The sequence below is a fragment of the Mycobacterium genavense ATCC 51234 genome, assembly GCF_000526915.1.
GTDB lineage: Bacteria > Actinomycetota > Actinomycetes > Mycobacteriales > Mycobacteriaceae > Mycobacterium > Mycobacterium genavense.
Genome location: NZ_JAGZ01000010.1, coordinates 1 through 21,960, shown reverse-complemented (window position 1 = coordinate 21,960; position 21,960 = coordinate 1). Strand labels below are relative to the sequence as shown.

Below are 21,960 nucleotides of genomic sequence, written 5' to 3'. Positions count from 1 at the left end.
GGCACTCCTTACCTGTGGGCCCTCTGTGAAGACAGCGTAAGTGACCCGCAACGAGTGCCAAGAGCCGTCGGCGGCTGGAAGAATAGTGAACGCAATCGACTATCAGGGTGGGAGAGGACTGGCGATGCCGCGGACCGACAACGATTCCTGGGACATCACACCGAGCGTGGGATCCACCGCGCTCGGTGTTGCGGCCGCCCGCGCCGCCGAGACCGAAAGCGAGAACCCGCTCATCAACGACCCGTTCGCGCGCGTCTTCGTCAACGCCGTGGGGGAGGGGATGTGGAGCATCTACGCCGATCCCGAGTTGTTGGCCAAGGCGGTCGAGATCGAGCCCGAGGTGCGCACGCGAACACAGTTGATGGTCGACTTCATGGCCACCCGGACGGCGTTCTTCGACGAGTTCTTTCTCGGTGCGGCCGACGCCGGCGTCCGGCAGATGGTGATTTTGGCGTCGGGGCTTGACTCCCGCTCGTGGCGGCTGCCGTGGCCGGTCGGCACCGTGGTGTACGAACTCGACCAACCCAAAGTGCTGGATTTCAAGACGGCCACGTTGAAACAACACGGCGCGGACCCCACCGCAATGCTGGTGACCATACCGATCGATCTGCGTCAGGATTGGCCAAAGGCACTGCGGGAAGCAGGATTTGATCCGTCGAAACCCACCGCCTGGTCGGCCGAGGGGTTGGTGCGCTACCTGCCGTCGCAGGCACAGGACCTGTTGTTCGAGCGCATGCATTCGCTCAGCGCGCCGGGCAGTTGGCTGGCGTCCAACGTGCCGAGCAAAGGCTTTACCGACCCCGAGCGGGTGCGGCGCCAGCGAGAAGATGCGCAGCGCATGCGGGCCGCGATCGCCGAGGTGGTCGACGCCGAGATCACCGACGTGGACGACCTTTGGTACGCCGAGGAACGCACCCCGGTCGATGAATGGCTGCGTGAGCATGGCTGGGAGGTGCAGGCGGCAAGCTTCCCGGAGTTGATGGCGCGTTATGACCGCGCCCTGCCGGACGGTGCCGACGACGCCATGCCGACCACCCTGTATGTGTCCGCGCAGCGCCGCCGCTAAGGCGTGATGGGCGTCGAATTCGGAACCGCCGCTGGCTGATTCCGGCTCGCCGTTCTTCACCACCGCCCCCTTCGACGGCTATCCCTCGGTGCGGGTGCGTGGTAGTCGACTGGCAGAAATCTCGCCGAGCTGATCCAGGACGCGTGGCTGTCCCGGGCCTCCAAGAGGCGCGCCTAGCAATGGCTGGCGGCCCACTCGTAGCGGGTCCAAGAAGTTAGCCACGCCGAGGTTTAGACATACGTCCAACGGGTATCGCTAGCCGACGGGAATATCGTTCTCGAACACAACGGAGGTCACGATGCGTGGTCGCGGAATTATTGGCGCGATCGTCCTGGTGTGGCTGCTTACGGAGTCTTCGCGGCATGGCAACGCGGATACTTTGAAACTGGGCAAACAAATTGTGTCACAGTGGGAAACATCGCGCTGACAGTGGTCGCGGGGCCGTTGAACCACGGGGGCGTCAACCCCAAAGTCAAGGATTGCCATGTGCCGCAACCCAGTTCAATGCATAGCAATCTAGTGTCGCTCACGTAAGGAAGTCTGTCATGATCGTCTTGGGCGTAGTCCTACTCATTCTCGGATATCTGTTCGCCATTCCTTTGCTGTGGACGATCGGCATTGTCCTGATCGTCATCGGCGCGGTGATGTGGATCCTCGGCTCGATCGGCCGCCCGGTCGCCGGCAGGCGGTACTGGTACTAGGCACCAGCTGCTGTTTCACAGGACACACAAAGGAATGTCATAGCGTCGGCCCAGTCGGACGCGGATACTGGAACCTGTGACGCAGCCTCGAACCTCCGTGGAGCGCGTTGTCATGTGCCGCGCGGACGGCAATCCGATCAACGTGCTGGTCGTCGACGACGAATCCGTATTGTCCGAAATGGTGTCGACGGCACTGCGGTACGAGGGCTGGAACATCGCAACCGCCGGCGACGGATCGTCGGCAATCGCCTCCGCTCGTGCCCAGCGCCCGGACGTCGTCGTACTCGACGTGATGCTGCCCGACATGAGCGGGCTCGAGGTGTTACACAAACTGCGCGAAGAGAATCCGCAGCTGCCGGTGCTGTTGTTGACGGCCAAGGATGCGGTCGAAGATCGCATCGCAGGGTTGACCGCCGGTGGCGACGACTATGTCACCAAGCCGTTCAGCATCGAAGAGGTCGTGCTCCGGCTGCGCGCTTTGTTGCGGCGCACCGGCGTCACCACGCTGGACAGCGGCGCACAGCTCGTCGTCGGCGACTTGGTGTTGGACGAGGACAGCCACGAGGTCACCCGCGCCGGTGAGCCAATTTCGTTGACCTCCACCGAGTTTGAGCTGCTGCGGTTCATGATGCGCAATTCCAAGCGGGTGCTGAGCAAGGCGCAGATCCTGGACCGGGTGTGGAGTTACGACTTCGGTGGTCGGTCCAACATCGTCGAGCTGTATATCTCCTACTTGCGCAAGAAGATCGACAACGGCCGCGACCCGATGATCCACACGCTGCGCGGGGCGGGTTATGTCCTCAAGCCCGCCATCTAGGGCACGGCGCGTCTGGTCGCTTCGGCTACGGCTGCTGGTTGGGCAGGTCATCGTTCTGGCCCTGGTCTGCGTCGGAATCACCACGGCAACCGACCTTTCGCTGAACCATCACTTGATACGTCAGCTGGACGGACAGTTGGGCGGGACCTCGCACCGCTCGGCGCTGATGTACCCCGAACCGAACCGACCGAGATGGCGTCACGACCACGGCTTCAACCCGCGGCCCGGCCCCGGCCCCCGGTTCCTCGACGCTCCCGGGCAGCCGGCGGGCATGGTCGCCGCGGTGGTCAGCGGCGGCAAGACGGTCGACGCGGGCTACCTGACCAGCATCGGTTCCCGGGCCGCGTTGACCGACAAGGCCCAGGATCAGCTGGCGGCCATCGCCGGCAGCCGCAAGCCGGTGACCGTGGATCTCGACGGCCTCGGGCGGTACCGCGTCGTCGCGGCTCCGAGCCGGCGCGGCGGCCACGTGATCGTCACCGGACTGTCCATGGACCAGGTCGATGCGACACTGATCCAGATGCTGGTCATTTTCGGGATCGTCACCGTAATCGTGTTGGCCGCAGCGACGATCGCGGGGATGGTGATCATCAGGCGAGCACTCGCACCGCTGCGCCGCGTCGCGGCAACCGCGCGCCGGGTTTCGAATCTGCCGTTGGACCGCGGCGAGGTCGAACTGCCGGTACGCGTTCCCGAATCCGACGCCAACCCCTCTACCGAGGTGGGACAACTCGGGTCGGCGTTGAACCGAATGCTCGACCATATCGCGGCCGCACTCTCGGCGCGGCAGGCCAGCGAGACAAGGGTTCGGCAGTTCGTCGCCGACGCGAGTCATGAGTTGCGGACGCCGCTGGCCGCGATCCGCGGCTACACCGAACTCACCCAGCGGATGGGCGACGACCGGGAAGCGGTGGCACATGCGATGAGTCGCGTCGCGTCGGAGACCGAGCGGATAACGCGGCTCGTCGAGGACTTACTGCTCTTGGCCCGGTTGGACTCCGGCCGGCCATTGGAGCGCGAACCCGTTGACCTGTCCCGCGTGGCGGTCGACGCGGTCAGTGACGCGCACGTCGCCGGACCGGAGCATCAATGGGAGCTCGACCTGCCCGAGGAACCGGTGGTCGTCCTCGGCGACGCGGCACGGCTGCATCAGGTGTTGACCAATCTGCTTGCCAACGCGCGGATCCACACCGGCTCGGGGACCGTCGTCACGACGCGGTTGAGCACCGACGCGACGCACAGCGTGCTGCAGGTGATCGACAACGGCCCCGGCATTCCGGCGGCTCTGCAGTCGGAGGTGTTCGAGCGGTTCGCCCGCGGCGATACTTCACGGTCGCGCAAGGGCGGCAGTACCGGGCTGGGGCTGGCGATCGTCTCCGCTGTCGTCAAGGCGCACAACGGGACGATTTCCGTCGACAGCTCACCCGGTCACACCGAGTTCACGGTGCGGTTGCCACTCAGTGTCCTTTAGGAGGGTGGCAACCGCCCGCAGCCTCGCCTAACTAGCTATTGCAGGTTACGTCGATCTCGAAGGGCTTGTTCACCGGCTGGGTGGGATTGGCCATGTCGACGCCCGTGGCGGTACCGGTGATCTTGTAGCTGTTGCCGTTCTTGGTGGCCGAGGCGTTGCCGCCGCCACCGGCCGCGGCGTACGCGAGCGTCACGCCGTTGACATTGCCCAGCCCAACGGATGTCACCTGGGGCGGGTTGGCGTCGGTCAGCACCGCGGCGATGCCGGTCGCGGCCCCGCCGATCGCGATGTTGATGCTGCCGACTGCCGTTGTGCACACGACCGAGCCGCTTACGTTCTGGTCCTTACCGTCGACGATCACCTTCGCACCGCCACCTCCGCTGGAGCTGGACGAAGTGCTTGCGCCCGACGAGGAACCACTCGAACTCTTCTTGTCGCTGGAACAGCCGGAAATGCCGGCGACCAGAATTGCAGCTCCGGCTACCGCGACCGTCAGTTCACGCTTCACCTGTTCTCCTTTGCCCGATCGTTGCGGTCCTCAACGATGAGGCCTGTCAACGCAGTATGCCGTGTTTGCCGGGCCGCATAAAAGAGGTTCCGCGAAATTGTTTCGTCCCGGTTAACCCGTCGGCTTTCAACGCATCCTTTCGGGCACGGGCCGGTTATGGCAATGTATTGCCGGTGGACCACAAGCCCCCCACCGCAGCCATCGGGTCGGCGCACCGTGCACATGCCCTGCCCTGGGATGACACAACAAATTTCGACAACGCCGATCGTGGATTCATCGCGTCGTTGTCGCCCTGCGTCATCAAGGCCGCTGACGGACGAAGGGTGTGGGACAACGACGTCTACGCCTTCCTCGACGGCGACGCGCCAACCTCAGTGCATCCCAGCCTGTGGCGGCAATCGATCCTCAACGCCAAACAAGGCCTGTACGTGGTGGTCCCGGGCATCTATCAGGTCCGCGGCTTCGACATCTCCAACGTCACTTTCGTCGAGGGTGACACCGGGATCATCGTCATCGATCCGTTGGTGTCCACCGAAGTGGCCGCCGCGGCCCTGGATCTGTACCGCACCCACCGTGGCGCCGACCGCCCGGTGGTAGCGGTGATCTACACCCACAGCCACGTCGACCATTTCGGCGGCGTGCTGGGGGTGACTTCGCAGGCGGACGTGGATGCCGGCGCGGTCGTCGTGCTGGCGCCGGAAGGATTCACCGCGCATGCCATGCAGGAGAACGTCTATGCCGGGCCCGCGATGCTGCGGCGCGCGACCTACATGTACGGCAGCCTGTTGGCGCGCGGGCCTCAAGAGCAGGTGAGTTGCGGGCTCGGGCAGCTTCCGTCGACGGGCGAGGTGGCTATCATCGTGCCCACCATCGACATCCGGGAGACCGGCGAGACCCACACGATCGACGGCGTCCAGATCGAATTCCAGATGGCGCCCGGCACCGAGGCTCCCGCTGAAATGCATTTCTATTTCCCACGTTTACGCGCATTGTGCATGGGCGAAAACGCCACCCACAACCTGCACAATCTGCTCACCTTGCGCGGGGCACTGGTCCGCGATCCGCACGCCTGGGCGGGTTATCTCACCGAGGCCATCGACACTTTCGCCGATTGCGCCGAGGTGGTGTTCGCCTCGCACCATTGGCCGACCTGGGGACGGGACAACATCGTCAAGTTCCTGTCGCTGCAGCGCGACCTCTACGCCTACCTGCACGACCAGACGGTGCGCCTGCTCAACCAGGGCTACACCGGTGTCGAGATTGCCGAAATGTTCCAGATGCCAACGGCTTTGGATCAGGCGTGGCACACCCGGGGCTACTACGGGTCGGTGAGTCACAACGTCAAGGCCGTCTATCAGCGCTATATGGGCTGGTTCGACGGCAACCCGGGCCGACTCTGGCCGCATCCTTCTGAGGCGCTCGCGCCTCGCTATGTCGACGCGATGGGTGGCATCGACCGCGTGGTCGAGCTAGCCTAGAAGGCGTTCGATGTCGGCGATTTCCGTTGGGCGGCGACGCTGTTGGATCATGCCGTGTTCACCGACAGTGAGCATGCCGCGGCGCGTGAGCTGTACGCGGACACCTTGGAGCAACTCGGCTATGGCGCCGAGAACGCGACGTGGCGCAACTTCTTCATGAGCGGGGCAACCGAATTGCGGGAGGGCAACTTCGGATCAGCGGGACAGATCACGTCGTCGACGATGCTGTCCCAGCTGACGCCGGAACAGATCTTCGACGGTCTCGCGATCCGTGTCAACGGGCCGCGCAGTTGGGATCTCGATATTGCCATCGACATCACCTTCGCCGATTTGGCCACCAACTACCGGTTCACCCTGCGCAACGGGGTGCTCGTCTATCGCAACGTCGCGGCCGACCCCGCAACGGCGACCGTTACCGTCAAGCTAGATAACAAGTTTCGCTTGTTGCAGACGGCCATGGGCGACTTCACGTCGCCGGGTTTGGACATCTCCGGCGATCAGAACGCGCTGCGGCTGTTTCTCGACGTGCTCGAAAAGCCTAACCCGAACTTCAACATCGTCACGCCGTAGGTCAGGCGACGTCGATCACGACCTTGCCCAGGACTTTGCGATCGGCAACGTATCGCAGTGCGGCCGGGGCCTCGGCCAACGGAAACCGCGCGCCGATGTACGGACGGACCGTGCCCGCGGTGAACATCTGGGTCAGTTCTTCGATATCGCGGACGTACTCATCGGGGTAGTCGGCCATGAACGTGCGAATCTCCATGCCGCGCACGCAGATATCTTTAAGCATCACGAGGTTGAGCGGGATCGCCGGTATGGTGCCCGCCGCGTAGCCCAGCGTGACAAAAGTGCCGCCGCGGGCCAAACTGCGCAGCGCCGGTTCCAAATACGATCCGCCGACCGGGTCCAGGACCACTCGAGCGGCGTCGCCGGTAAGTTCACGGATGCGCAGTTTGAGGTCGTCGCGGTCGTAGTCCACGACGGCCTCGGCGCCACGGTACCGGCACAGTTCGAGTTTGTCCGGGCTGGACGCCGCGGTCAGCACCCGGGCGCCCATTGCCACGCCCAGGTCGACCGCGGCCAGACCGACTCCGCCGGCAGCGCCCAACACGACGACCCAATCCCCTTTTTTCACACCGGCAGTCGTACGCAGTGCGTGATATGCGGTGCGGTAGGTGACGCCGAACGCCGCGGCCGATGCGTAATCGACGTCGTCGGGCACCAGCGACGCCTGCGTCGCATCGAGCAGTGCTTGCTCGGCGAACGCTCCGAAGGTGGTTCCGGCAATCCGCTGTCCCGGGCGAAACGGCGCACCCGCGCCGACCGAGATCACTTCCCCGGCAACCTCATTGCCCGGTATGAATGGTGGCGGGAGCTTGACCTGGTACTTGCCGGCGATGAACAGCACGTCGGGAAAGTTGACGGCGGCGGCGTGGACCCGCACCAACATCTGGCCGGGCGCCGGGACGGGCTCCGGGACGTCGTCGAGCACCAGGCTCTCCGGTGGACCGTAGGCGCGACAGACAACAGCACGCATCAATTGACTCCCAGACCGTTGAGACAAAACCTCACCACATGCGCGATGTCGTCGGCTCGGGTCGAACGGTGGAGCCCATGTAGCGCCGCATCGTCGCCGCCGTGCAGCAGAACACGACCTCGACGTCGCGCTCGACGTCGGTACTTCCCAGTGCGGCAACCGGTTCGATCAACAGGTCCCGCAGTGGGCGCATCATCTCGTGATCGATCATCCGCCAATTTGTCGCGGTTGCCAACTGACCGGCCGCCGCACGGCTTTTCCTGATCAGGTCGGGTTCGCCGACTTGGGCCAGGGTGCCCTCGATCCAACGGGCAATCTTGTCCCGCGGTTTGGCCTCCTTGGCCATCTGGTGTTCGAGATAGGACACGGCGATCCCGACGCCGCGCTCCATCACCGCCAGGATGAGATCGTCCTTGCCCGCGAAATACCGGTAGAACGCCTTGTTCGACGAGCCGGCCTCCGCGACGATGTCGCTGACCCGAGGCGCCTCGGGCGCGACCCGCTCCATCACCCGCACCGCGGCCTCCAGGATGCGTTCGACCTCCGCTGTCGCGCCACGGTGTTGGTCGTCGAAAGCGCGTTCGACAGCCGCCGCCACTCTGTTGATCATAGCGAATGTGGATGTGCCGGAACGCTTCCGACCAGGGCGCCGTACTTCTCCCGGGCGGCAGCGCGACGGACATCCAGCATCTCGCTCGGCCACTCGCCCTCCTCGGCCTCATAGCTCCTGAGCAGCATCCGGGCCAGGTTGACCTTGTGCGCCTCGGTCGGTCCGTCGGCCAGCCCGAGCGCGACGCCGCCCAGCAGCACGTTGACCAGCGGCAGCTGATCGGTGAGCCCCAGCGCGCCGTGCACCTGGCTCGCCCGCAGCGCAATCGATTTCAAAACCTGCGAGGCCAGGATCTTGCACGCGGCGATCTCGGCGCGCGCGGCATGCTCGTCACCGTTGTCGATCAGCCACGCGGCATGCAGCACGGTCAGCCGAAACGGGATCAGCTCGGTGTAGGAATCGGCGACGAACTCCTGGACCAGCTGCTTATCGGCCAGCGGGCTGCCCGGGGTGAAGCGGCTTTTCGTGCGCCGCGCCATCATGTCGACGGCGCGCTGCGCCATCCCGATCGAGCGCATTGCGTGATGCAGTCGCCCGCCGGCCAGCCGGGTCTGCAAGATCAGGAAGCCCTGACCGGGTTCGCCGAGCAGGGCGTCCGCTCCCACTCGCACGTCGTCGTAGTGCACCAGCGAATGCCCCGGCCCGTGCGGGTCCGCTCCCACCAGGTGGTGGTTGGCCTCCAAGCGCAGCCCCTCGGTGCCGGCGGGAATCAGAAACGTCGACGCCCCGCGGTGGACCGGTACGTCCGGATCGGTGATCGCCACGACGATGAAGAACAACACGACAGAAGCGTTGGAGGAGAAGTACTTTCGGCCGGGATCACCCAGTCGTCGCCGTCGCGCACGGCGCGGGTGGTGAACACGCGGGGGTCGGCGCCGCCTTGTGGTTCGGTCATCGAGAAGCAGGAGAAGATCTCCCCGGACGGCAATCCGGACAGGTAGCGGTCCTTCTGGTCCTGGGTTCCGAAGCGCGCGATGATCTCCGCGTTACCGGTGTCGGGCGCTTGGGTGCCGAACACGATCGGCGCCCAAGGGCTGCGGCCCAGAATTTCGTTGATCAACGTCAGCTTGACCGCCCCGAAGCCCTGACCACCCAGCTCCGGCCCGAGATGCGGTGCCCACAAGCCGTTGTCGCGGACCTGCTGCTTGAGCGGGTCGACGATGCGCCGGCGCTCGTCATTGAGTGGCAGGAATTCGCAGCCCGGGAACAGGACCTCGAGCGGCTCCACCTCTTCGCGCACGAACTCGCGAATCCAGGCGAGCTTTTTCTCGAACTCGGGCTCGGTAGAGAAGTCCCATGACATTCGAATACTCCTACCTTTAGGGAATTCCGCCGTCGGTCCGCAGTATCGACCCGGTGGTGAAACTGGACGCGTCGGACGCCAAAAATAATGCGGCACCGACGACTTCGCGTGGATCGCCGGCGCGTTTCAGATGGAGATGGCTGAAGTTGTTGCCGGCCAGGTCCCAGGACTTGCTGACGTCGGTCAGGTAGGGCCCGGCCATCAGGGAGTTGACCCGCACCGTCGGCCCGAAGGCCTGCGCCAGCCCTTCGGTCATTGCGTTGAGCCCGGCCTTGGCGGCCGCGTAGGGGATGATGCCGCCGTTGGGCCGCAGCGATCCGGTGGAGCTCACGTTGATGATGGAGCCGCGGCCGGCGGCCACCATCCGTTCGCCCACCAACGCCGACAACCGAAACGGCCCTTTGAGATTCAGGTTCACCACGGCGTCGAACAGCTTCTCGGTGACGTTGCTCAGCTTGTCGTACAGGGGTGACATGCCCGCGTTGTTGATCAGGGTGTCGACCTTGCCGAACCTTTCATACGTCGCATCGACCAAACCGTCGAGTTGGTCCCAGCGCCCGACATGCACCCCGTAGGGCATGGCGGAACGTCCGGTTTCGGCCTCGATCTCCTTGGCGGTCGCCACGCAGTTGTCGATGTTGCGGTTGGCGATCACCATGTCGGCGCCGCAGTAGGGCGGCGGCGAATGCCATCTCGCGCCCCAGGCCACGGCTACCGCCGGTGATCAGCACTACGCGATCGGTAAGGTCGAAAAGCTGGTCGGGATAACCCATTTCAGCGACCTCTCGTCGGCAGGCTGCGAGCCAATTCGGCCGCTGTCGCGATGAGGGTAAGGATCATCGGCCCGAACGCGTCGGTGATCTTGGGGTCCACTTTTCTGGTGCGCACGCCGGCGGCGTAGGTCTTTTCGAGGACGATGCCGAGTTTCCAGTTGGCCAGCACCAGGTAGTAGTCGATGTTTTCGGTGGACAGCCCACTGACTTTCTCGTAGTGCGCCAGCAATTCGCTGCGCGTGGGCATCCCGTTCATGTCGAGGTAAAAGCCGTCGCCCTTGGGGTTTTCGCCGTCATAACCCAGCAGGCACCAGGCCAGGTCCAGCAGCGGATCGCCGACCGTCGTCATCTCCCAGTCCACGATCGCGGCGAGGCGGGCCCGGCCGCCGTGCGCGAACATCACGTTGGCGAACTGGTAGTTGCCGTGCATTATCCGTGGCTTGTACTGCGCGAGCCGGTTGCGGCGCAGCCCATCGGCGGCCTCGTTCAGGCCGGGCAACTCGCGCACCCTGTATGCGTCGAGAAACGCCAGCCAACGATCGACCTGCCGGTCGTGGAATCCGTCGGGCCGGCCGAAGCCGTCGAGTCCTTGGCCGCGCCAGTCGACTCGGCCCAGCTTGGCGGCGCCCTCGACGAGTTCGAAGGCGAGCCCGCGCCGGGCGTCGAGGTCGGTGTCGAACGGTGGTTGCCAGCCGCCGTCCATCGGGCTCCACCCGTCGATTGCGCGCATCAGGTAGAACGGCATGCCGAGCACGGTGCCGGTGTCGTCGGCCGCGATCAGCTCGGCGTGCGGCACATCGGTGCCCGACAGCGCCCGCACCAGCCGGATCTCGCGCCGCAGGCCGTCGATGCGGGCCGCGTCCGCGCGGGTGCCGGGCATCCGCAGCACCATGTGCTCGTCGCCGCGCCGAATCAGATACAGGGTGTTCTGCGAACCGCCCTTGAGCTGCTCCAGGCGCGGTTCTTCGCCATGTCCCGGAGCGTCGTTGTCATCCAGCCATCGGCCCAGCACACCCGGGTCCAGTCCGGTCGTCATTGTCCGCACACCCCACCGCGGAGAATAGCATTCTCCGCGGTGGGGCTGCGCCGGCTCGTGCACCGGCCTCGGCGTCGAACGTGCTCTGAGGGTGAGAAATTCGCCAAAATCTCGCCACCAGAGCACGTTCGGCGAACGGCAGGCCGCCTGCGGTGGCCAATGCTACAACGGGCGGCCTGCCGTTAGTCCGGCTTGTGCCCGGCGAGCAGAAACCCCGGCACCATGAAATGCCCTTCGCCATCGTGTTCGGCGTTCGGCAATTCGGTGTCGAGGGCGGCGTCGTTGCCGTAGACCTTTGCTGGCCGGACATCGTCGACCTGCCACAGCGTCGCGACCGGGTCGTGCAATTCCGTCTCGGTGAAGCCGCGCGGTCCGGGCCGGTCGCCGGGTTCGCCGAGCGCCCCGGCGGCGAACGTCAGGATGTAGAGCGTCGCACCGGGTGCGGCCGCGCGAAAGATCGACTGCAGATAGCCCGGTCGCCCCTCGGGCGGCAAGGCGTGGAACAGGCCGCTGTCCAGGATGGTGGAAAACCGGACTTCGGAGCCGGGCGGGTAGCCGCCGAAGGAAGTGACGTCGGCTTGCGCGAAAGTCGCTGTCGTCAACCCTTGTTCGGCGGCGGAGGCGGTTGCGACGTCGATCGCGGTCGCGCTCGCGTCCAGTCCGACGACCGTGTAGCCGCGCGCGGCTAGGGCCAGCGACAGGGCAGCGTGGCCGCAGCCGGAGTCCAGCACGTCGCTGCGAATCTTGCCCTGATCGATCAGCGCAGCCAGCTCGGGCTGCGGCTGGCCGATGCTCCATGGCGGTGGTGATTCTTGTCGGTAGGCGGCGTCCCAATCGATGCTCGGCTGGGTCATCTGTCCTCCTCGAGATAAGCCTCCCTTGCAGATTAGGCGGGGGCCGCTCCCCGTAGCGGAGCCTAGTTGTCCCTCCGGCATGGGCCGGCCGCACGCGGCGGCCTCGCGCGATGAGAAACTGCGAACCACATCCGACGACAGGAGAACCATGCAAGTGCTTCTGGTCCGGCACGCGCTGCCGCTGCGTAGCGAACACGGCCAGGGTTCCGACCCGGACCTGTCGGAAGAGGGGGTGGCCCAGATCGCGCGTCTGCCCGAGGCGCTGGCCAGGTTTCCGATCTCGCGCGTCATCAGCAGCCCACAGCGGCGCGCCATCCAGACCGCCGAACCGGTCGCGGCGGCCCGGAACCTCGCCGTCGAGGTCGACGAACGTTGGGCCGAATACGATCGCGACCTTCCCGTGTACATCCCCGTCGAGCAGATCCGTCAGGAAAACCCCAAAGAATGGGAGCGAATGGCCCAGGGCCACCTTCCCAGTGCGGTCGACGAACACGCGTTCCGGGCGCGAATCCGGGCGGCGATCGACGATCTCGTCGCCTCGGCGGACCCCGAGGACACCGTGGCCGTATTCAGCCACGGCGGCGTGATCAACCTGTTGCTGCACGAAATCCTCGGCACGGCGCGGCTGTTGTCATTTCCCGTCGACTACGCATCGGTGACTCGGTTGCTGTATTCGCGGACCGGCCAGGCAACGGTGGCGGGAGTCAACGGGGTCGAACACGTGTGGGACCTGTTGCCGCGAAATCAGCGATGGTAGACAAGTGCGGTGACTTCGGCTGATCGACTCGACGGGCTGGACCTGCCCGCGCTGGACCGGTATCTGCGTTCGCTCGGCATCGAGCGCGACGGCGAATTGCGCGGGGACGTCATCTCCGGCGGCCGCTCCAATCTGACGTTTCGGGTCTACGACGACAAGACGAGCTGGCTGGTGCGGCGTCCACCGCTGCACGGGTTGACCCCGTCGGCGCACGATATGGCCCGGGAGTACAAAGTCGTGGCGGCACTGCAGGACACGCCCGTTCCGGTGGCGCGCGCGATCGCGCTGTGTGAGGACGACTCCGTGCTGGGTGCGCCGTTCCAGATCGTCGAGTTCGTAGCCGGGCAAGTGGTGCGCCGGCGCGCTCAACTCGAAGCCTTCAACCACACCGTGATCGACAAATGCGTCGACTCGTTGGTTCGGGTACTCGTCGACTTGCACAACGTGGACCCGAATGCCGCGGGGCTGGCCGATTTCGCCAAGCCCAGCGGTTACCTGCAACGCCAGGTGCGCCGCTGGGGCTCGCAGTGGGAGCTGGTGCGGCTGTCCGACGACCATCGCGACGCCGATGTCGAGCGACTGCGCTCCGGTCTGCAGCAAGCCATTCCGCCGCAGAGTCGCACCTCGATCGTGCACGGCGACTACCGGATCGACAACACCATCCTCGACGCCGACGATCCCACCCGGGTGCGCGCCGTCGTCGATTGGGAACTCTCGACGCTGGGGGATCCACTGTCGGACGCGGCGTTGATGTGTGTATACCGCGACCCGGCGCTGGATCTGATCGTCAAAGCCCAAGCCGCCTGGACCTCGCCGCTGCTGCCGACGGCCGACGAGCTGGCCGACCGGTACTCGCTGGTCTCCGGATTGGCGCTGGCGCACTGGGAGTTCTACATGGCGTTGGCGTACTTCAAGCTCGCCATCATCGCCGCCGGCATCGACTTCCGCAGGCGCGTGGCGGATCAGGCCAGCGGCAAGGAGTCCGAGCACATGCCAGAGGTTGTCGCGCCGCTGATCTCGCGTGGACTGGCCGAACTGGCCAAACTGCCGGGCTAGCCGCGGGTGGCGGCCGCGTGTTGCTTCTTGGCCGCGCGACGCAACTGCAGGATCCGCGCGGTGCCGACGGCCACGGTGATCAGCCCGCCGACGACCGCGGCCAACAGGATGGCCACACCCAGCGGCAGGCTCCAATGCCAGCCCAAGAACTTAAACGCCGTCGAGGTCGTGTTCTGAGCGATGAAGATCAGCAACAGGATCAGGATCAAGAAGCCCGCAATCAGGGCCGACCACAGCGCGCCGGCGCGGGTGAACCCGATGGCGGGTTCCTTGGGGTGCGCGCCGACCGGTGGCATGGGCTCGGGGGAAGACGTCGGAGTGGGTTTAGGCGGCGGGTTACCCGGCGAGCCGGGGTTGGTGCTGCTCATGGGTCTATCTTTGTCCCATCCCGGCCGGAATGAAACCAAACCGGGCAAACCGGCTGTTTCGGCCGCAGCGCCCGGGCCGGTTCTGCCGTTAGTGTCAGCGGTATGAGGATGCTGCGGCGCAGCCACCGCGTGATCATCCCGCTGGCAGTGTGCTTCCTGGTCACTTGCTTGGCTGCGGCTTGCAGCAATTCCGACCCGCTGGCGCCGCAGCTGCGCAGCATGAAGTCCATCGTGGTCGGGTCCGCAGACTTCCCGGAATCTCGGATCGTTGCCGAGATCTATGCACAAACGTTGCAGGCCAACGGTTTCGACGTGGGACGGCGGATGGGCATCGGGAGTCGCGAAACGTACATCCCGGCGCTCAAAGACCGTTCCATCGATTTGGTGCCAGAATATGTCGGCAATCTGCTTCGGTACTTCGCACCCAACTCGACCGCGACCATGCTCGACGCCGTGGAGTTGGAGCTCTACCAGAAACTGCCGGGCGACCTGTCGGTTCTGACGCCGTCCCCGGCCTCCGATACCGACATGGTCAGTGTCACCAGCGGAACCGCCGCCGCGTGGAACCTCAAAACCATCGGCGACCTGGCCGCTCACTCGCCGGAGGTGAGATTCGGCGCACCGTCGGACTTCGAGCGTCGACCGTCCGGGCTGCCCGGGCTGCGCCAGAAGTACTCCCTCAATATCAGTCCAGGCAATTTCGTCGCGATCAACGACGGCGGCGGTGCGGTGGCGGTGCGTGCGCTCGTGGAGGGACAGGTGAACGCGGCCAACATCTTCACGACTTCGCCGGCGATTCCACAGAACCATTTGGTGGTGCTCGAGGACCCCGAACACAACTTCGTCGCCGGAAACATTGTGCCGCTGGTCAATTCGCAGAAGAAGTCCGATCTTCTCAAGACCGTCCTGGATGCGGTCTCGGCGAAGCTGTCCACTTCCGGCTTGGCCGCACTCAACGCGGCCGTGGCGGGCAACTCCGGCATCGATCCTGACCAGGCGGCCCGAAATTGGGTGCGGGACAACGGCTTCAACCATCCGATTACACAATGACGGTCGACTGGAGGGTGCCGCGGTGATCGTCTTCGACGATGTCTGCAAGACATTCGCCGACGGGACCACCGCCGTACATCGGCTGAGCCTGATGGTTCCCAGCGGGCAGCTGACGGTCTTCGTCGGCTCCTCCGGAAGTGGCAAGACCACCGCACTGCGAATGATCAACCGGATGATCGAACCGACGTCGGGCGCCATCACCGTCGACGGGAAGGATGTCCGAGGCGTCGACCCGGTCAAGCTGCGGCTCGGAATCGGCTACGTGATCCAGCATGCCGGACTCATGCCGCATCAGCGGGTCATCGACAACGTCGCGACGGTGCCGGTGTTGCAAGGGCAGCCGCGTCGCGCGGCCCGCAAGGCGGCCTACCAGGTACTCGAACGCGTCGGGCTGGACGCCAGGCTCGCCAACCGCTACCCGGCGCAGCTGTCCGGTGGTGAACAACAACGCGTCGGCGTAGCGCGCGCCCTGGCCGCCGATCCGCCGATCCTGTTGATGGACGAGCCATTCTCGGCCGTCGACCCGGTCGTTCGCCTCGAGCTGCAAAACGAAATGCTGCGCCTGCAAAGCGAATTGCACAAAACCATCGTGTTCGTCACGCACGACATCGACGAGGCACTCAAACTGGCCGATCGAGTCGCGATCTTCGGGCGCGGTGGCGCGCTGCAGCAGTACGACGAACCCGCCCAAGTACTTTCGCGACCGGCCAACGATTTCGTGTCCAAGTTCATCGGTCTGGGGCGTGGCTACCGGTGGCTGCAGCTGAACGACTCGAATGGCCTGCCGCTGCACGCCGTCGACACGTTGCCCGCCAGCGGCCTCACCGAGCGTTCACTCGTCGGGTGGGCGGTGGTGGTCGACGATGACGGCCGCCCGCTGGGCTGGATCGACGGCGAGGGTCTGCAGCGCCACTGCGGTGGTGCGTCGCTGACCGACAGCATGAGCGCCGTCGGCGCGTTGTTCCGCCCCGGCGGCAATCTCAGCCACGCGCTCGACGCGGCGCTGTCGTCGCCGTCGACCGTGGGCCTCGCCGTCGACGACGACGGCAGGGTCGTCGGGGGAGTGCTGGCCGCCGACGTGTTGGCCGCGGTCGAATCGCAGCGGCGGAGCTGACCATGCACTACCTGCTCGGCCACCTCGGCGACGCCTGGACCCTGACCGTGATCCACCTGCGGATGTCGTTGGCGCCGGTGCTGATCGGCCTGGTGATCGCGGTCCCGCTGGGGGTGCTGGTGCAGCGTGCATCGACCGCGCGGCGGCTGACGACCGCGATTGCCAGTGTCGTGTTCACCATCCCGTCGCTGGCGTTGTTCGTGGCCCTGCCGGTCGTGATCGGAACCCGGATCCTCGACGAGGCGAACGTGCTGGTCGCGTTGACCGCCTACAGCACCGCGCTGATGGTGCGCGCGGTGCTCGAAGCGCTGGACGCGGTGCCGGCTCAGGCGCGTGACGCCGCCACCGCGGTCGGCTACTCGCCCGTCCAGCGCATCCTGAAAGTTGAACTGCCGCTGTCGATTCCGGTGATGGTTGCGGGGTTGCGGGTGGTCGTGGTGACCAATATCGCGATGGTGTCGGTGGGGTCGGTGATCGGGATCGGCGGCCTGGGCACCTGGTTCACCGAGGGGTACCAGACCGACAAGAGCGACCAGATTCTGGCCGGCATCATCGTGTTGTTCGCACTGGCCGTCGTCATCGACGTGTCGATCGTGGTGGCCGGCCGGCTCGCCACGCCCTGGTCGCACGCGGGTGCCCCGCGGCGCCGGTCCGTACTCGCTCCGGTGGTAGGAGGCGCGCGATGAACTTCATCGGCCAGGCGGTGTCCTATCTGCTGACGGTCGACAACTGGACCGGCCCGGTCGGCCTTGCGGCGCGGATCTTGGAGCACGTGGAGTACACCGTCGTCGCGGTGGGCGCCTCGGCGCTGATCGCCATTCCCATCGGGATGATCGTCGGTCACACCGGCCGCGGCACGCTGCTGGTCGTGGGCGCGGTCAACGGGCTGCGCGCCCTGCCGACGCTCGGGGTGCTGCTGCTGGGCGTGCTGCTGTTCGGCTTGGGGCCCGGGCCGCCGCTGGTGGCCCTGATGCTGCTCGGTGTGCCGTCACTGCTGGCGGGCACCTACGCGGGTATCGCCAACGTCGACCCGGTGGTGGTCGATGCCGCGCGGGCGATGGGCATGACGGAGGCCCAGGTGCTGCTGCGCGTCGAGATGCCCAACGCGATGCCATTGCTTCTCGGCGGGCTGCGCAACGCGACGCTGCAGGTGGTCGCCACGGCGACGGTGGCCGCGTACGCCAGCTTCGGCGGGCTGGGCCGTTACCTGATCGACGGGATCAAGGAACGTGAATTCCAGCTCGCCCTGGTCGGGGCGCTGATGGTGGCGGGGCTGGCGCTGATCCTCGACGGACTGCTGGCCATGGCGGTCTGGATTTCCGTGCCGGGCACCGGACGGTTGCGCAGGCCTACCCGGCGTGTCGATGTGACGGTGACCGCAGTTGCCGACCAGCCTGACGCGGCCGGTGGGCACGTTTTACGGTAGGGAGTGTGAACAGCCCCTCTGACCCGACTGAGCGCGTCTGGCCCGCGATGCTGACCTGGCGCGCGCCGGATATCTCCCGCATGGAATCGGTGCGAGTACAGGTGTCCGGCAAGCGAATTAGGGCTGCCGGCCGCATCGTGGCCGCGACTACGGCGACCAACCCGGCATTCGGGGCCTTCTACGAAGTACAGACCGACGAGAGTGGAGCCACCAAGAGGTTCGGGCTGACGATCACCCTCGCCGAGCGGGAACGCCAGCTTGCGATCGCCCGCGACGAAGAGAACATGTGGATGGTCACCGACCACCAGGGCGGTCGACGCGAGGGGTACAACGGCGCGCTCGACGTCGACGTGGTCTTCAGCCCGTTCTTCAACGCGCTGCCCATCCGCCGGCTGGGGCTGCACGAGCGGGCCGAAACCATCGCGCTGCCGGTGGTCTACGTCAACGTGCCCGACATGACCGTCACCGCCGCGACGGTGAGCTACACCGGGCAGGGAGCCCCCGAGGGGATCAAGTTGCGTTCACCGGTCGCCGACACCACGGTGAGCGTCGACACCGACGGGTTCATCGTGGACTATCCCGGATTGGCAGAGCGGATCTGATCACCCCACCGGCCCGCCCGGCGGCGGCCAGCTCCTCACGCCAGTCGGGTGCGCCGATCGTGACGGTGAAGATGTCGGAGCGCGGGAAGCGGTCGTAGCGCATTCGCGCCGCGTGGCCGGCCTCGACGAGTTCAGCCACCGAGTTGTCCCAGTCCAGCGAGTCGCGGGCGCGGCTGAGCAGGTCGATCACCCGGTCGACCGCGCTGAGCAGATGGGCGGTGTTGCCCTCGCACATCGCGCGCACCAGGTCCGGGGCGCTGCCCGCTACCCGGGTGCCGTCCCGGAAGGACCCGGCGGCCAGCGCGAAGGCGAGCGGCACCTCCGCGGCCGTCACCGCCAACGCCTCGGCGAGCAGGTGCGGCAGATGCGAGATGGCGGCCGCCGCGGCGTCGTGCTCGTCGGATCTGGCCGGAACCACCACCGCGCCGCAATCCAGCGCCAGCGTCATCACCATCCACCACACCACCGGGTCCACGTGGTCGTCGACGCTGACCACCCACGGTGCCGCCGTGAACAACCCGGCGTGGCCGGCCGCCCAACCCGAGCTCTCGGTGCCCGTCATCGGGTGTCCGCCGACAAACCGGTCCTGCAGACCGGCCGCGACAACCTCGTCGAGCACCGCGGTCTTGACGCTGGTGACGTCGGTGAGCGGGCATTTCGGGGCGAATTCGCTGACGTGGGCGAGCATGGCCGGCAGGGCGGGCATCGGCACGGCCAGCACGATCAGGGCGCCGGTATCGGCGGCGTAGGTCAAGGTGTCCGCGAGCTCGGTCGTCGCGGCAAAGCCGTCGGCGAGCGCTCCGCGCACGCCCTCCACGGAGCGGTTGTAGCCGAACACTTCCCGGCCCGCGGCCGCGGCCGCGCGCATGACGGAGCCGCCGATGAGTCCCAATCCGAGAACACACACCGGGGGCTTGTTCCCGGTCCCAGCCGGCGTCCACGACACAGACCAAGGTTGGCACAGTTGCACCGACAACGGAGGCCCCAGGTCCCGCTGGTGGCTTGCGCTGTCTGGTCAAGCCGCCTGGTCAGCGACTAGCGTAGGCGCCCATGGGACGAGAGCGGGCAGCAACGCAAGGCCCGTCCGTGGATACACCGGACGGCTTTGGCGTCGCCGTCGTGCGCGAAGAGGGCCAGTGGCGGTGTTCGGTGATGGCCCCGAAGTCGCTGACGAGTCTGGCCGCCGCCGAGACAGAGTTGCGTCAACTGCGGAGCGCGGGAGCGGTGTTTGGGCTTCTCGACATCGACGACGAGTTCTTTGTGATCGTCCGGCCCGCGCCGTCGGGAACCCGGCTGTTGCTGTCGGATGCCACGGCGGCATTGGACTACGACATCGCCGCCGAGGTTTTGGACAGTCTGGACGCCGACATCGATCCCGAGGACCTCGAGGACTCGGAGCCGTTCGAGGAAGGCGATCTGGGGTTGCTGTCCGATATCGGGCTGCCCGAGGCGGTGCTTGGCGTCATCCTCGACGAGTCCGACCTCTACGCCGACGAGCAATTGGGCCGCATCGCCCGCGAAATGGGCTTTGCCGACCAGCTGTCGGCGGTGATCGACCGTCTCGGTCGGTGATTTCGGACGAAGAGCTGATTCGCGCCGCGCTGGCAGTCGCCGCCACGGCGGGCCCGCGTGACGTGCCGATCGGTGCGGTAATTGTCGCGGCCGACGGAACCGAACTCGCCCGCGCGGCGAACGCCCGTGAGGCACTTGGTGATCCGACCGCGCACGCGGAAGTGTTGGCAATTCGCGCGGCGGCGACCGTGCTGGGTGACGGGTGGTGGCTGGAGGGCGCCACGCTGGCGGTCACCGTCGAACCCTGCACGATGTGTGCCGGTGCTCTGGTGCTGGCGCGCGTGGCGCGGCTGGTGTTCGGCGCGTGGGAACCCAAGACCGGAGCGGTCGGATCGCTGTGGGATGTGGTCCGCGACCGCCGGCTCAATCATCGGCCCGAAGTGCGCGGTGGTGTGCTCGCTGCCGAGTGCGCCGCGCCGCTGGAGGAGTTCTTCGCCCGGCAGCGATTGGGGTGAGCCGGTGCTGGTTCTGTAAACTGCTCGGCGGTGGCGTGTCCGAGCGGCCTAAGGAGCACGCCTCGAAAGCGTGTGACGGCTAACACCGTCCGAGGGTTCAAATCCCTCCGCCACCGCCAACAATGCCGTGGGGAAAACCAGCCAACAATGCCGTGGGAAAACCACAGGTGAGGCCCTATTTCGCCTATCCGCCCGCCGGCGCCGTGACCGGCGGCGGTCCGGGCAGCGGGCCGAATCCCGGCGGCGGTGCGGGCAGCGGCGGCGTATTGGGATCCACCCACGGTGGCCGCACGGGGTCATGCAGCGGATCGAGGGTGTAGTTCATGCGGAACGGGGTCCCGGGCGCCGGCGGTACGGGCATGTCCGGCTGTCCCCAATGGGTCCCCAACATCAGTCCGCGTTTGAGCCAACATCAGTCCGCGTTTGAGCCGTGGAATCGTCAGGTCCAGATCGGCGGTGATGTTGAAGTAGTCGCCACGCACGGCGCGGTCGACGAAGTTCTGGTTGAAGGGGAACAAAAACAGCGCCGCCACCGCCATCCCGAGCTCGGGTCCGACATCAGCGAGCGCTTTGAGGGTCGGCTCCAAGTTCCTGAGGTTCTTGACCAGGTCGTCCTGCGCGTCGTTGACCAACCGATTGGCGGCATCGCTGAACGTCCGCAGGTGATCCAGGGCCTCGGTCAATCGCAGGCGTTCCTTGATCAACACATCGAGCGCAGGCGGAATCTTGCGTAAAGCCTCGGTCAACACGTCACGCTGGACCGCGAACGTGCCGACAAGCCGGTTGAGCGCCTGAATGGACTCAACGATGTTGTCCCGCTGGTCATTTAGCGTCCGCACGAACGTGTCCAGGCGGTTGAGCAGATCACGCGCGGCACCCGCGTGCCCCGACAGCGCGGTCGAGAAGTTGTGAATGACCTCCCCGATCTGCCCCAGCCCACCGCCGTTTACGACCGCGCCCAGCGACGACAGCGTCTGCTCGGTCGAGGGGTAGGCCGTCGTGCGGCTCAGCGGGATGGTGGCGCCGGGCTGAAGGTGACCGCTGCCCTGCTGGCCCAGCGGGGTATTGAGCTCCACATGCATCGAGCCCAGCAGGCTGGTCTGACCGACGGTGGTCAGCACGTTGGCCGGAACCACGACATCGGGCTTGACCGAGATCTCGACGTCGGCATGCCAGCCCTGCACCCGCATCTCACCGACACTGCCGACGACGACGTCGTCGATCATCACCGGCGAATTCGATTCCATCGTCCCGACATTCGGCAACTCGACGTGAAAGATGTTGGCGCCGGGCCCCCGTCCGACCGCACCGGGCAACGGCAACGAATTCACGCCCTGGAACCCGCATCCCGCGGCCGACACCACCACGCTGCAGCCGAAGGCGCACACCCGCCGAAACGCAAC

19 protein-coding genes, 1 tRNA gene and 6 pseudogenes are annotated in these 21,960 nt (G+C 66.1%); 16 read left to right on the top strand and 10 right to left on the bottom strand.

Annotation, left to right across the window (positions count from 1 at the left end; genetic code table 11):
- Positions 1-124 precede the first annotated feature (124 nt).
- The 5 genes and pseudogenes from T428_RS0119270 (at position 125) to T428_RS29515 (ending at position 4,055) form a co-directional block, all read left to right on the top strand.
- Positions 125-1,066, top strand: coding sequence for a class I SAM-dependent methyltransferase (locus T428_RS0119270; RefSeq protein WP_025737772.1), 942 nt, complete (start codon positions 125-127; stop codon positions 1,064-1,066).
- Between the two features lie 298 nt (positions 1,067-1,364).
- Positions 1,365-1,600 (top strand): annotated as a pseudogene (locus T428_RS34900) (hypothetical protein).
- 11 nt (positions 1,601-1,611) lie between these two features.
- Entirely contained in the window at positions 1,612-1,767 is a 156-nt protein-coding gene (locus T428_RS33310; protein ID WP_169718170.1) for a DUF6131 family protein, read from the top strand.
- Positions 1,768-1,879: 112 nt separating this feature from the next.
- Complete coding sequence (locus T428_RS0119260; RefSeq protein ID WP_025737771.1) at positions 1,880-2,584, top strand: response regulator transcription factor; 705 nt, start codon at positions 1,880-1,882, stop codon at positions 2,582-2,584.
- Positions 2,562-4,055, top strand: coding sequence for a sensor histidine kinase (locus T428_RS29515; RefSeq protein ID WP_051465286.1), 1,494 nt, complete (start codon positions 2,562-2,564; stop codon positions 4,053-4,055). Before T428_RS0119260 ends, T428_RS29515 begins: the two co-directional genes overlap by 23 nt.
- A gap of 31 nt (positions 4,056-4,086) precedes the next feature.
- Here the strand turns inward: T428_RS29515 and T428_RS0119250 are convergent, their stop codons facing one another.
- Entirely contained in the window at positions 4,087-4,563 is a 477-nt protein-coding gene (locus T428_RS0119250; RefSeq protein ID WP_025737770.1) for a lipoprotein LpqH, read from the bottom strand.
- A gap of 167 nt (positions 4,564-4,730) precedes the next feature.
- Between T428_RS0119250 and T428_RS29510 the strand changes: the two are divergent.
- A pseudogene (locus T428_RS29510) lies at positions 4,731-6,611 on the top strand (alkyl/aryl-sulfatase).
- A gap of 1 nt (position 6,612) precedes the next feature.
- On the opposite strand, the gene T428_RS0119240 reads toward T428_RS29510, so the two are convergent.
- From T428_RS0119240 to T428_RS0119215, 6 genes and pseudogenes are all read right to left on the bottom strand, one after another.
- Positions 6,613-7,581: an NADPH:quinone oxidoreductase family protein gene (locus T428_RS0119240; RefSeq protein ID WP_025737769.1), complete on the bottom strand. Its 969-nt coding sequence runs from the start codon at positions 7,579-7,581 to the stop codon at positions 6,613-6,615.
- Positions 7,581-8,191 (bottom strand): annotated as a pseudogene (locus tag T428_RS29505) (TetR/AcrR family transcriptional regulator). Before T428_RS29505 ends, T428_RS0119240 begins: the two are co-directional and overlap by 1 nt.
- Positions 8,188-9,494: pseudogene (locus tag T428_RS29500) on the bottom strand (acyl-CoA dehydrogenase family protein). Before T428_RS29500 ends, T428_RS29505 begins: the two co-directional pseudogenes overlap by 4 nt.
- 16 nt (positions 9,495-9,510) lie before the next feature.
- Positions 9,511-10,267 (bottom strand): annotated as a pseudogene (locus tag T428_RS29495) (SDR family NAD(P)-dependent oxidoreductase).
- Position 10,268: 1 nt separating this feature from the next.
- Complete coding sequence (locus T428_RS0119220) at positions 10,269-11,303, bottom strand: phosphotransferase family protein (protein ID WP_036468493.1); 1,035 nt, start codon at positions 11,301-11,303, stop codon at positions 10,269-10,271.
- 182 nt (positions 11,304-11,485) lie between these two features.
- Positions 11,486-12,157: a class I SAM-dependent methyltransferase gene (locus T428_RS0119215; RefSeq protein ID WP_025737767.1), complete on the bottom strand. Its 672-nt coding sequence runs from the start codon at positions 12,155-12,157 to the stop codon at positions 11,486-11,488.
- 148 nt (positions 12,158-12,305) lie between these two features.
- On the opposite strand from T428_RS0119215, the gene T428_RS0119210 reads away from it, so the two are divergent.
- Both T428_RS0119210 and T428_RS0119205 read left to right on the top strand, forming a co-directional pair.
- Positions 12,306-12,914, top strand: coding sequence for a histidine phosphatase family protein (locus T428_RS0119210; protein WP_025737766.1), 609 nt, complete (start codon positions 12,306-12,308; stop codon positions 12,912-12,914).
- 9 nt (positions 12,915-12,923) lie between these two features.
- Complete coding sequence (locus T428_RS0119205) at positions 12,924-13,970, top strand: phosphotransferase family protein (RefSeq protein WP_025737765.1); 1,047 nt, start codon at positions 12,924-12,926, stop codon at positions 13,968-13,970.
- Here T428_RS0119205 and T428_RS0119200 read toward each other — a convergent pair.
- Entirely contained in the window at positions 13,967-14,338 is a 372-nt protein-coding gene (locus T428_RS0119200; protein ID WP_025737764.1) for a LapA family protein, read from the bottom strand. The genes T428_RS0119205 and T428_RS0119200 overlap by 4 nt on opposite strands.
- A gap of 102 nt (positions 14,339-14,440) precedes the next feature.
- On the opposite strand from T428_RS0119200, the gene T428_RS0119195 reads away from it, so the two are divergent.
- From T428_RS0119195 to T428_RS0119175, 5 genes are read left to right on the top strand one after another with little or no spacing between them, the layout of a single operon-like run.
- Positions 14,441-15,388, top strand: a complete 948-nt coding sequence (locus T428_RS0119195) for an ABC transporter substrate-binding protein (protein WP_025737763.1) — start codon at positions 14,441-14,443, stop codon at positions 15,386-15,388.
- Positions 15,389-15,410: 22 nt separating this feature from the next.
- Entirely contained in the window at positions 15,411-16,502 is a 1,092-nt protein-coding gene (locus T428_RS0119190; RefSeq protein ID WP_025737762.1) for an ABC transporter ATP-binding protein, read from the top strand.
- A 2-nt stretch (positions 16,503-16,504) separates the two neighbouring features.
- Entirely contained in the window at positions 16,505-17,188 is a 684-nt protein-coding gene (locus T428_RS0119185) for an ABC transporter permease (protein ID WP_025737761.1), read from the top strand.
- Complete coding sequence (locus T428_RS0119180; RefSeq protein ID WP_025737760.1) at positions 17,185-17,928, top strand: ABC transporter permease; 744 nt, start codon at positions 17,185-17,187, stop codon at positions 17,926-17,928. The genes T428_RS0119185 and T428_RS0119180 overlap by 4 nt, the downstream gene beginning before the upstream one ends.
- 47 nt (positions 17,929-17,975) lie before the next feature.
- The gene (locus T428_RS0119175) at positions 17,976-18,530 is read left to right on the top strand and encodes a putative glycolipid-binding domain-containing protein (protein WP_036468470.1); all 555 of its coding nucleotides are present in this window, start codon (positions 17,976-17,978) and stop codon (positions 18,528-18,530) included.
- On the opposite strand, the gene T428_RS0119170 is transcribed toward T428_RS0119175, so the two are convergent.
- Positions 18,493-19,437 (bottom strand): prephenate dehydrogenase, encoded by a 945-nt coding sequence (locus tag T428_RS0119170; protein ID WP_025737758.1) that lies wholly within the window; start codon positions 19,435-19,437, stop codon positions 18,493-18,495. The genes T428_RS0119175 and T428_RS0119170 overlap by 38 nt on opposite strands.
- 143 nt (positions 19,438-19,580) lie before the next feature.
- Here T428_RS0119170 and T428_RS0119165 point away from each other — a divergent pair, with 143 nt between their 5' ends.
- The 3 genes from T428_RS0119165 (at position 19,581) to T428_RS0119155 (ending at position 20,676) form a co-directional block, all read left to right on the top strand.
- On the top strand, positions 19,581-20,102 hold the full coding sequence (locus T428_RS0119165; protein ID WP_025737757.1) for a tRNA adenosine deaminase-associated protein: 522 nt from the start codon (positions 19,581-19,583) through the stop codon (positions 20,100-20,102).
- Entirely contained in the window at positions 20,099-20,557 is a 459-nt protein-coding gene (locus T428_RS0119160) for a nucleoside deaminase (protein WP_025737756.1), read from the top strand. Before T428_RS0119165 ends, T428_RS0119160 begins: the two co-directional genes overlap by 4 nt.
- Positions 20,558-20,586: 29 nt before the next feature.
- Positions 20,587-20,676: transfer RNA gene (locus tag T428_RS0119155), tRNA-Ser, on the top strand.
- A 65-nt stretch (positions 20,677-20,741) separates the two neighbouring features.
- Here T428_RS0119155 and T428_RS29490 read toward each other — a convergent pair.
- A pseudogene (locus T428_RS29490) lies at positions 20,742-21,960 on the bottom strand (MCE family protein); the annotation flags it as partial.

What these genes read in the sequence shown, in the direction of transcription:
- T428_RS0119220 (WP_036468493.1), bottom strand. Translation starts at nt 11,303, where the DNA reads ATGACGACCGGACTGGACCCGGGTGTGCTGGGCCGATGGCTGGATGAC.
- T428_RS0119180 (WP_025737760.1), top strand. Translation starts at nt 17,185, where the DNA reads ATGAACTTCATCGGCCAGGCGGTGTCCTATCTGCTGACGGTCGACAAC.
- T428_RS33310 (WP_169718170.1), top strand. Translation starts at nt 1,612, where the DNA reads ATGATCGTCTTGGGCGTAGTCCTACTCATTCTCGGATATCTGTTCGCC.
- T428_RS0119260 (WP_025737771.1), top strand. Translation starts at nt 1,880, where the DNA reads ATGTGCCGCGCGGACGGCAATCCGATCAACGTGCTGGTCGTCGACGAC.
- T428_RS0119165 (WP_025737757.1), top strand. Translation starts at nt 19,581, where the DNA reads ATGGGACGAGAGCGGGCAGCAACGCAAGGCCCGTCCGTGGATACACCG.
- T428_RS0119195 (WP_025737763.1), top strand. Translation starts at nt 14,441, where the DNA reads ATGAGGATGCTGCGGCGCAGCCACCGCGTGATCATCCCGCTGGCAGTG.
- T428_RS0119200 (WP_025737764.1), bottom strand. Translation starts at nt 14,338, where the DNA reads ATGAGCAGCACCAACCCCGGCTCGCCGGGTAACCCGCCGCCTAAACCC.
- T428_RS0119210 (WP_025737766.1), top strand. Translation starts at nt 12,306, where the DNA reads ATGCAAGTGCTTCTGGTCCGGCACGCGCTGCCGCTGCGTAGCGAACAC.
- T428_RS0119270 (WP_025737772.1), top strand. Translation starts at nt 125, where the DNA reads ATGCCGCGGACCGACAACGATTCCTGGGACATCACACCGAGCGTGGGA.
- T428_RS0119185 (WP_025737761.1), top strand. Translation starts at nt 16,505, where the DNA reads ATGCACTACCTGCTCGGCCACCTCGGCGACGCCTGGACCCTGACCGTG.
- T428_RS0119175 (WP_036468470.1), top strand. Translation starts at nt 17,976, where the DNA reads ATGCTGACCTGGCGCGCGCCGGATATCTCCCGCATGGAATCGGTGCGA.
- T428_RS29515 (WP_051465286.1), top strand. Translation starts at nt 2,562, where the DNA reads ATGTCCTCAAGCCCGCCATCTAGGGCACGGCGCGTCTGGTCGCTTCGG.
- T428_RS0119215 (WP_025737767.1), bottom strand. Translation starts at nt 12,157, where the DNA reads ATGACCCAGCCGAGCATCGATTGGGACGCCGCCTACCGACAAGAATCA.
- T428_RS0119240 (WP_025737769.1), bottom strand. Translation starts at nt 7,581, where the DNA reads ATGCGTGCTGTTGTCTGTCGCGCCTACGGTCCACCGGAGAGCCTGGTG.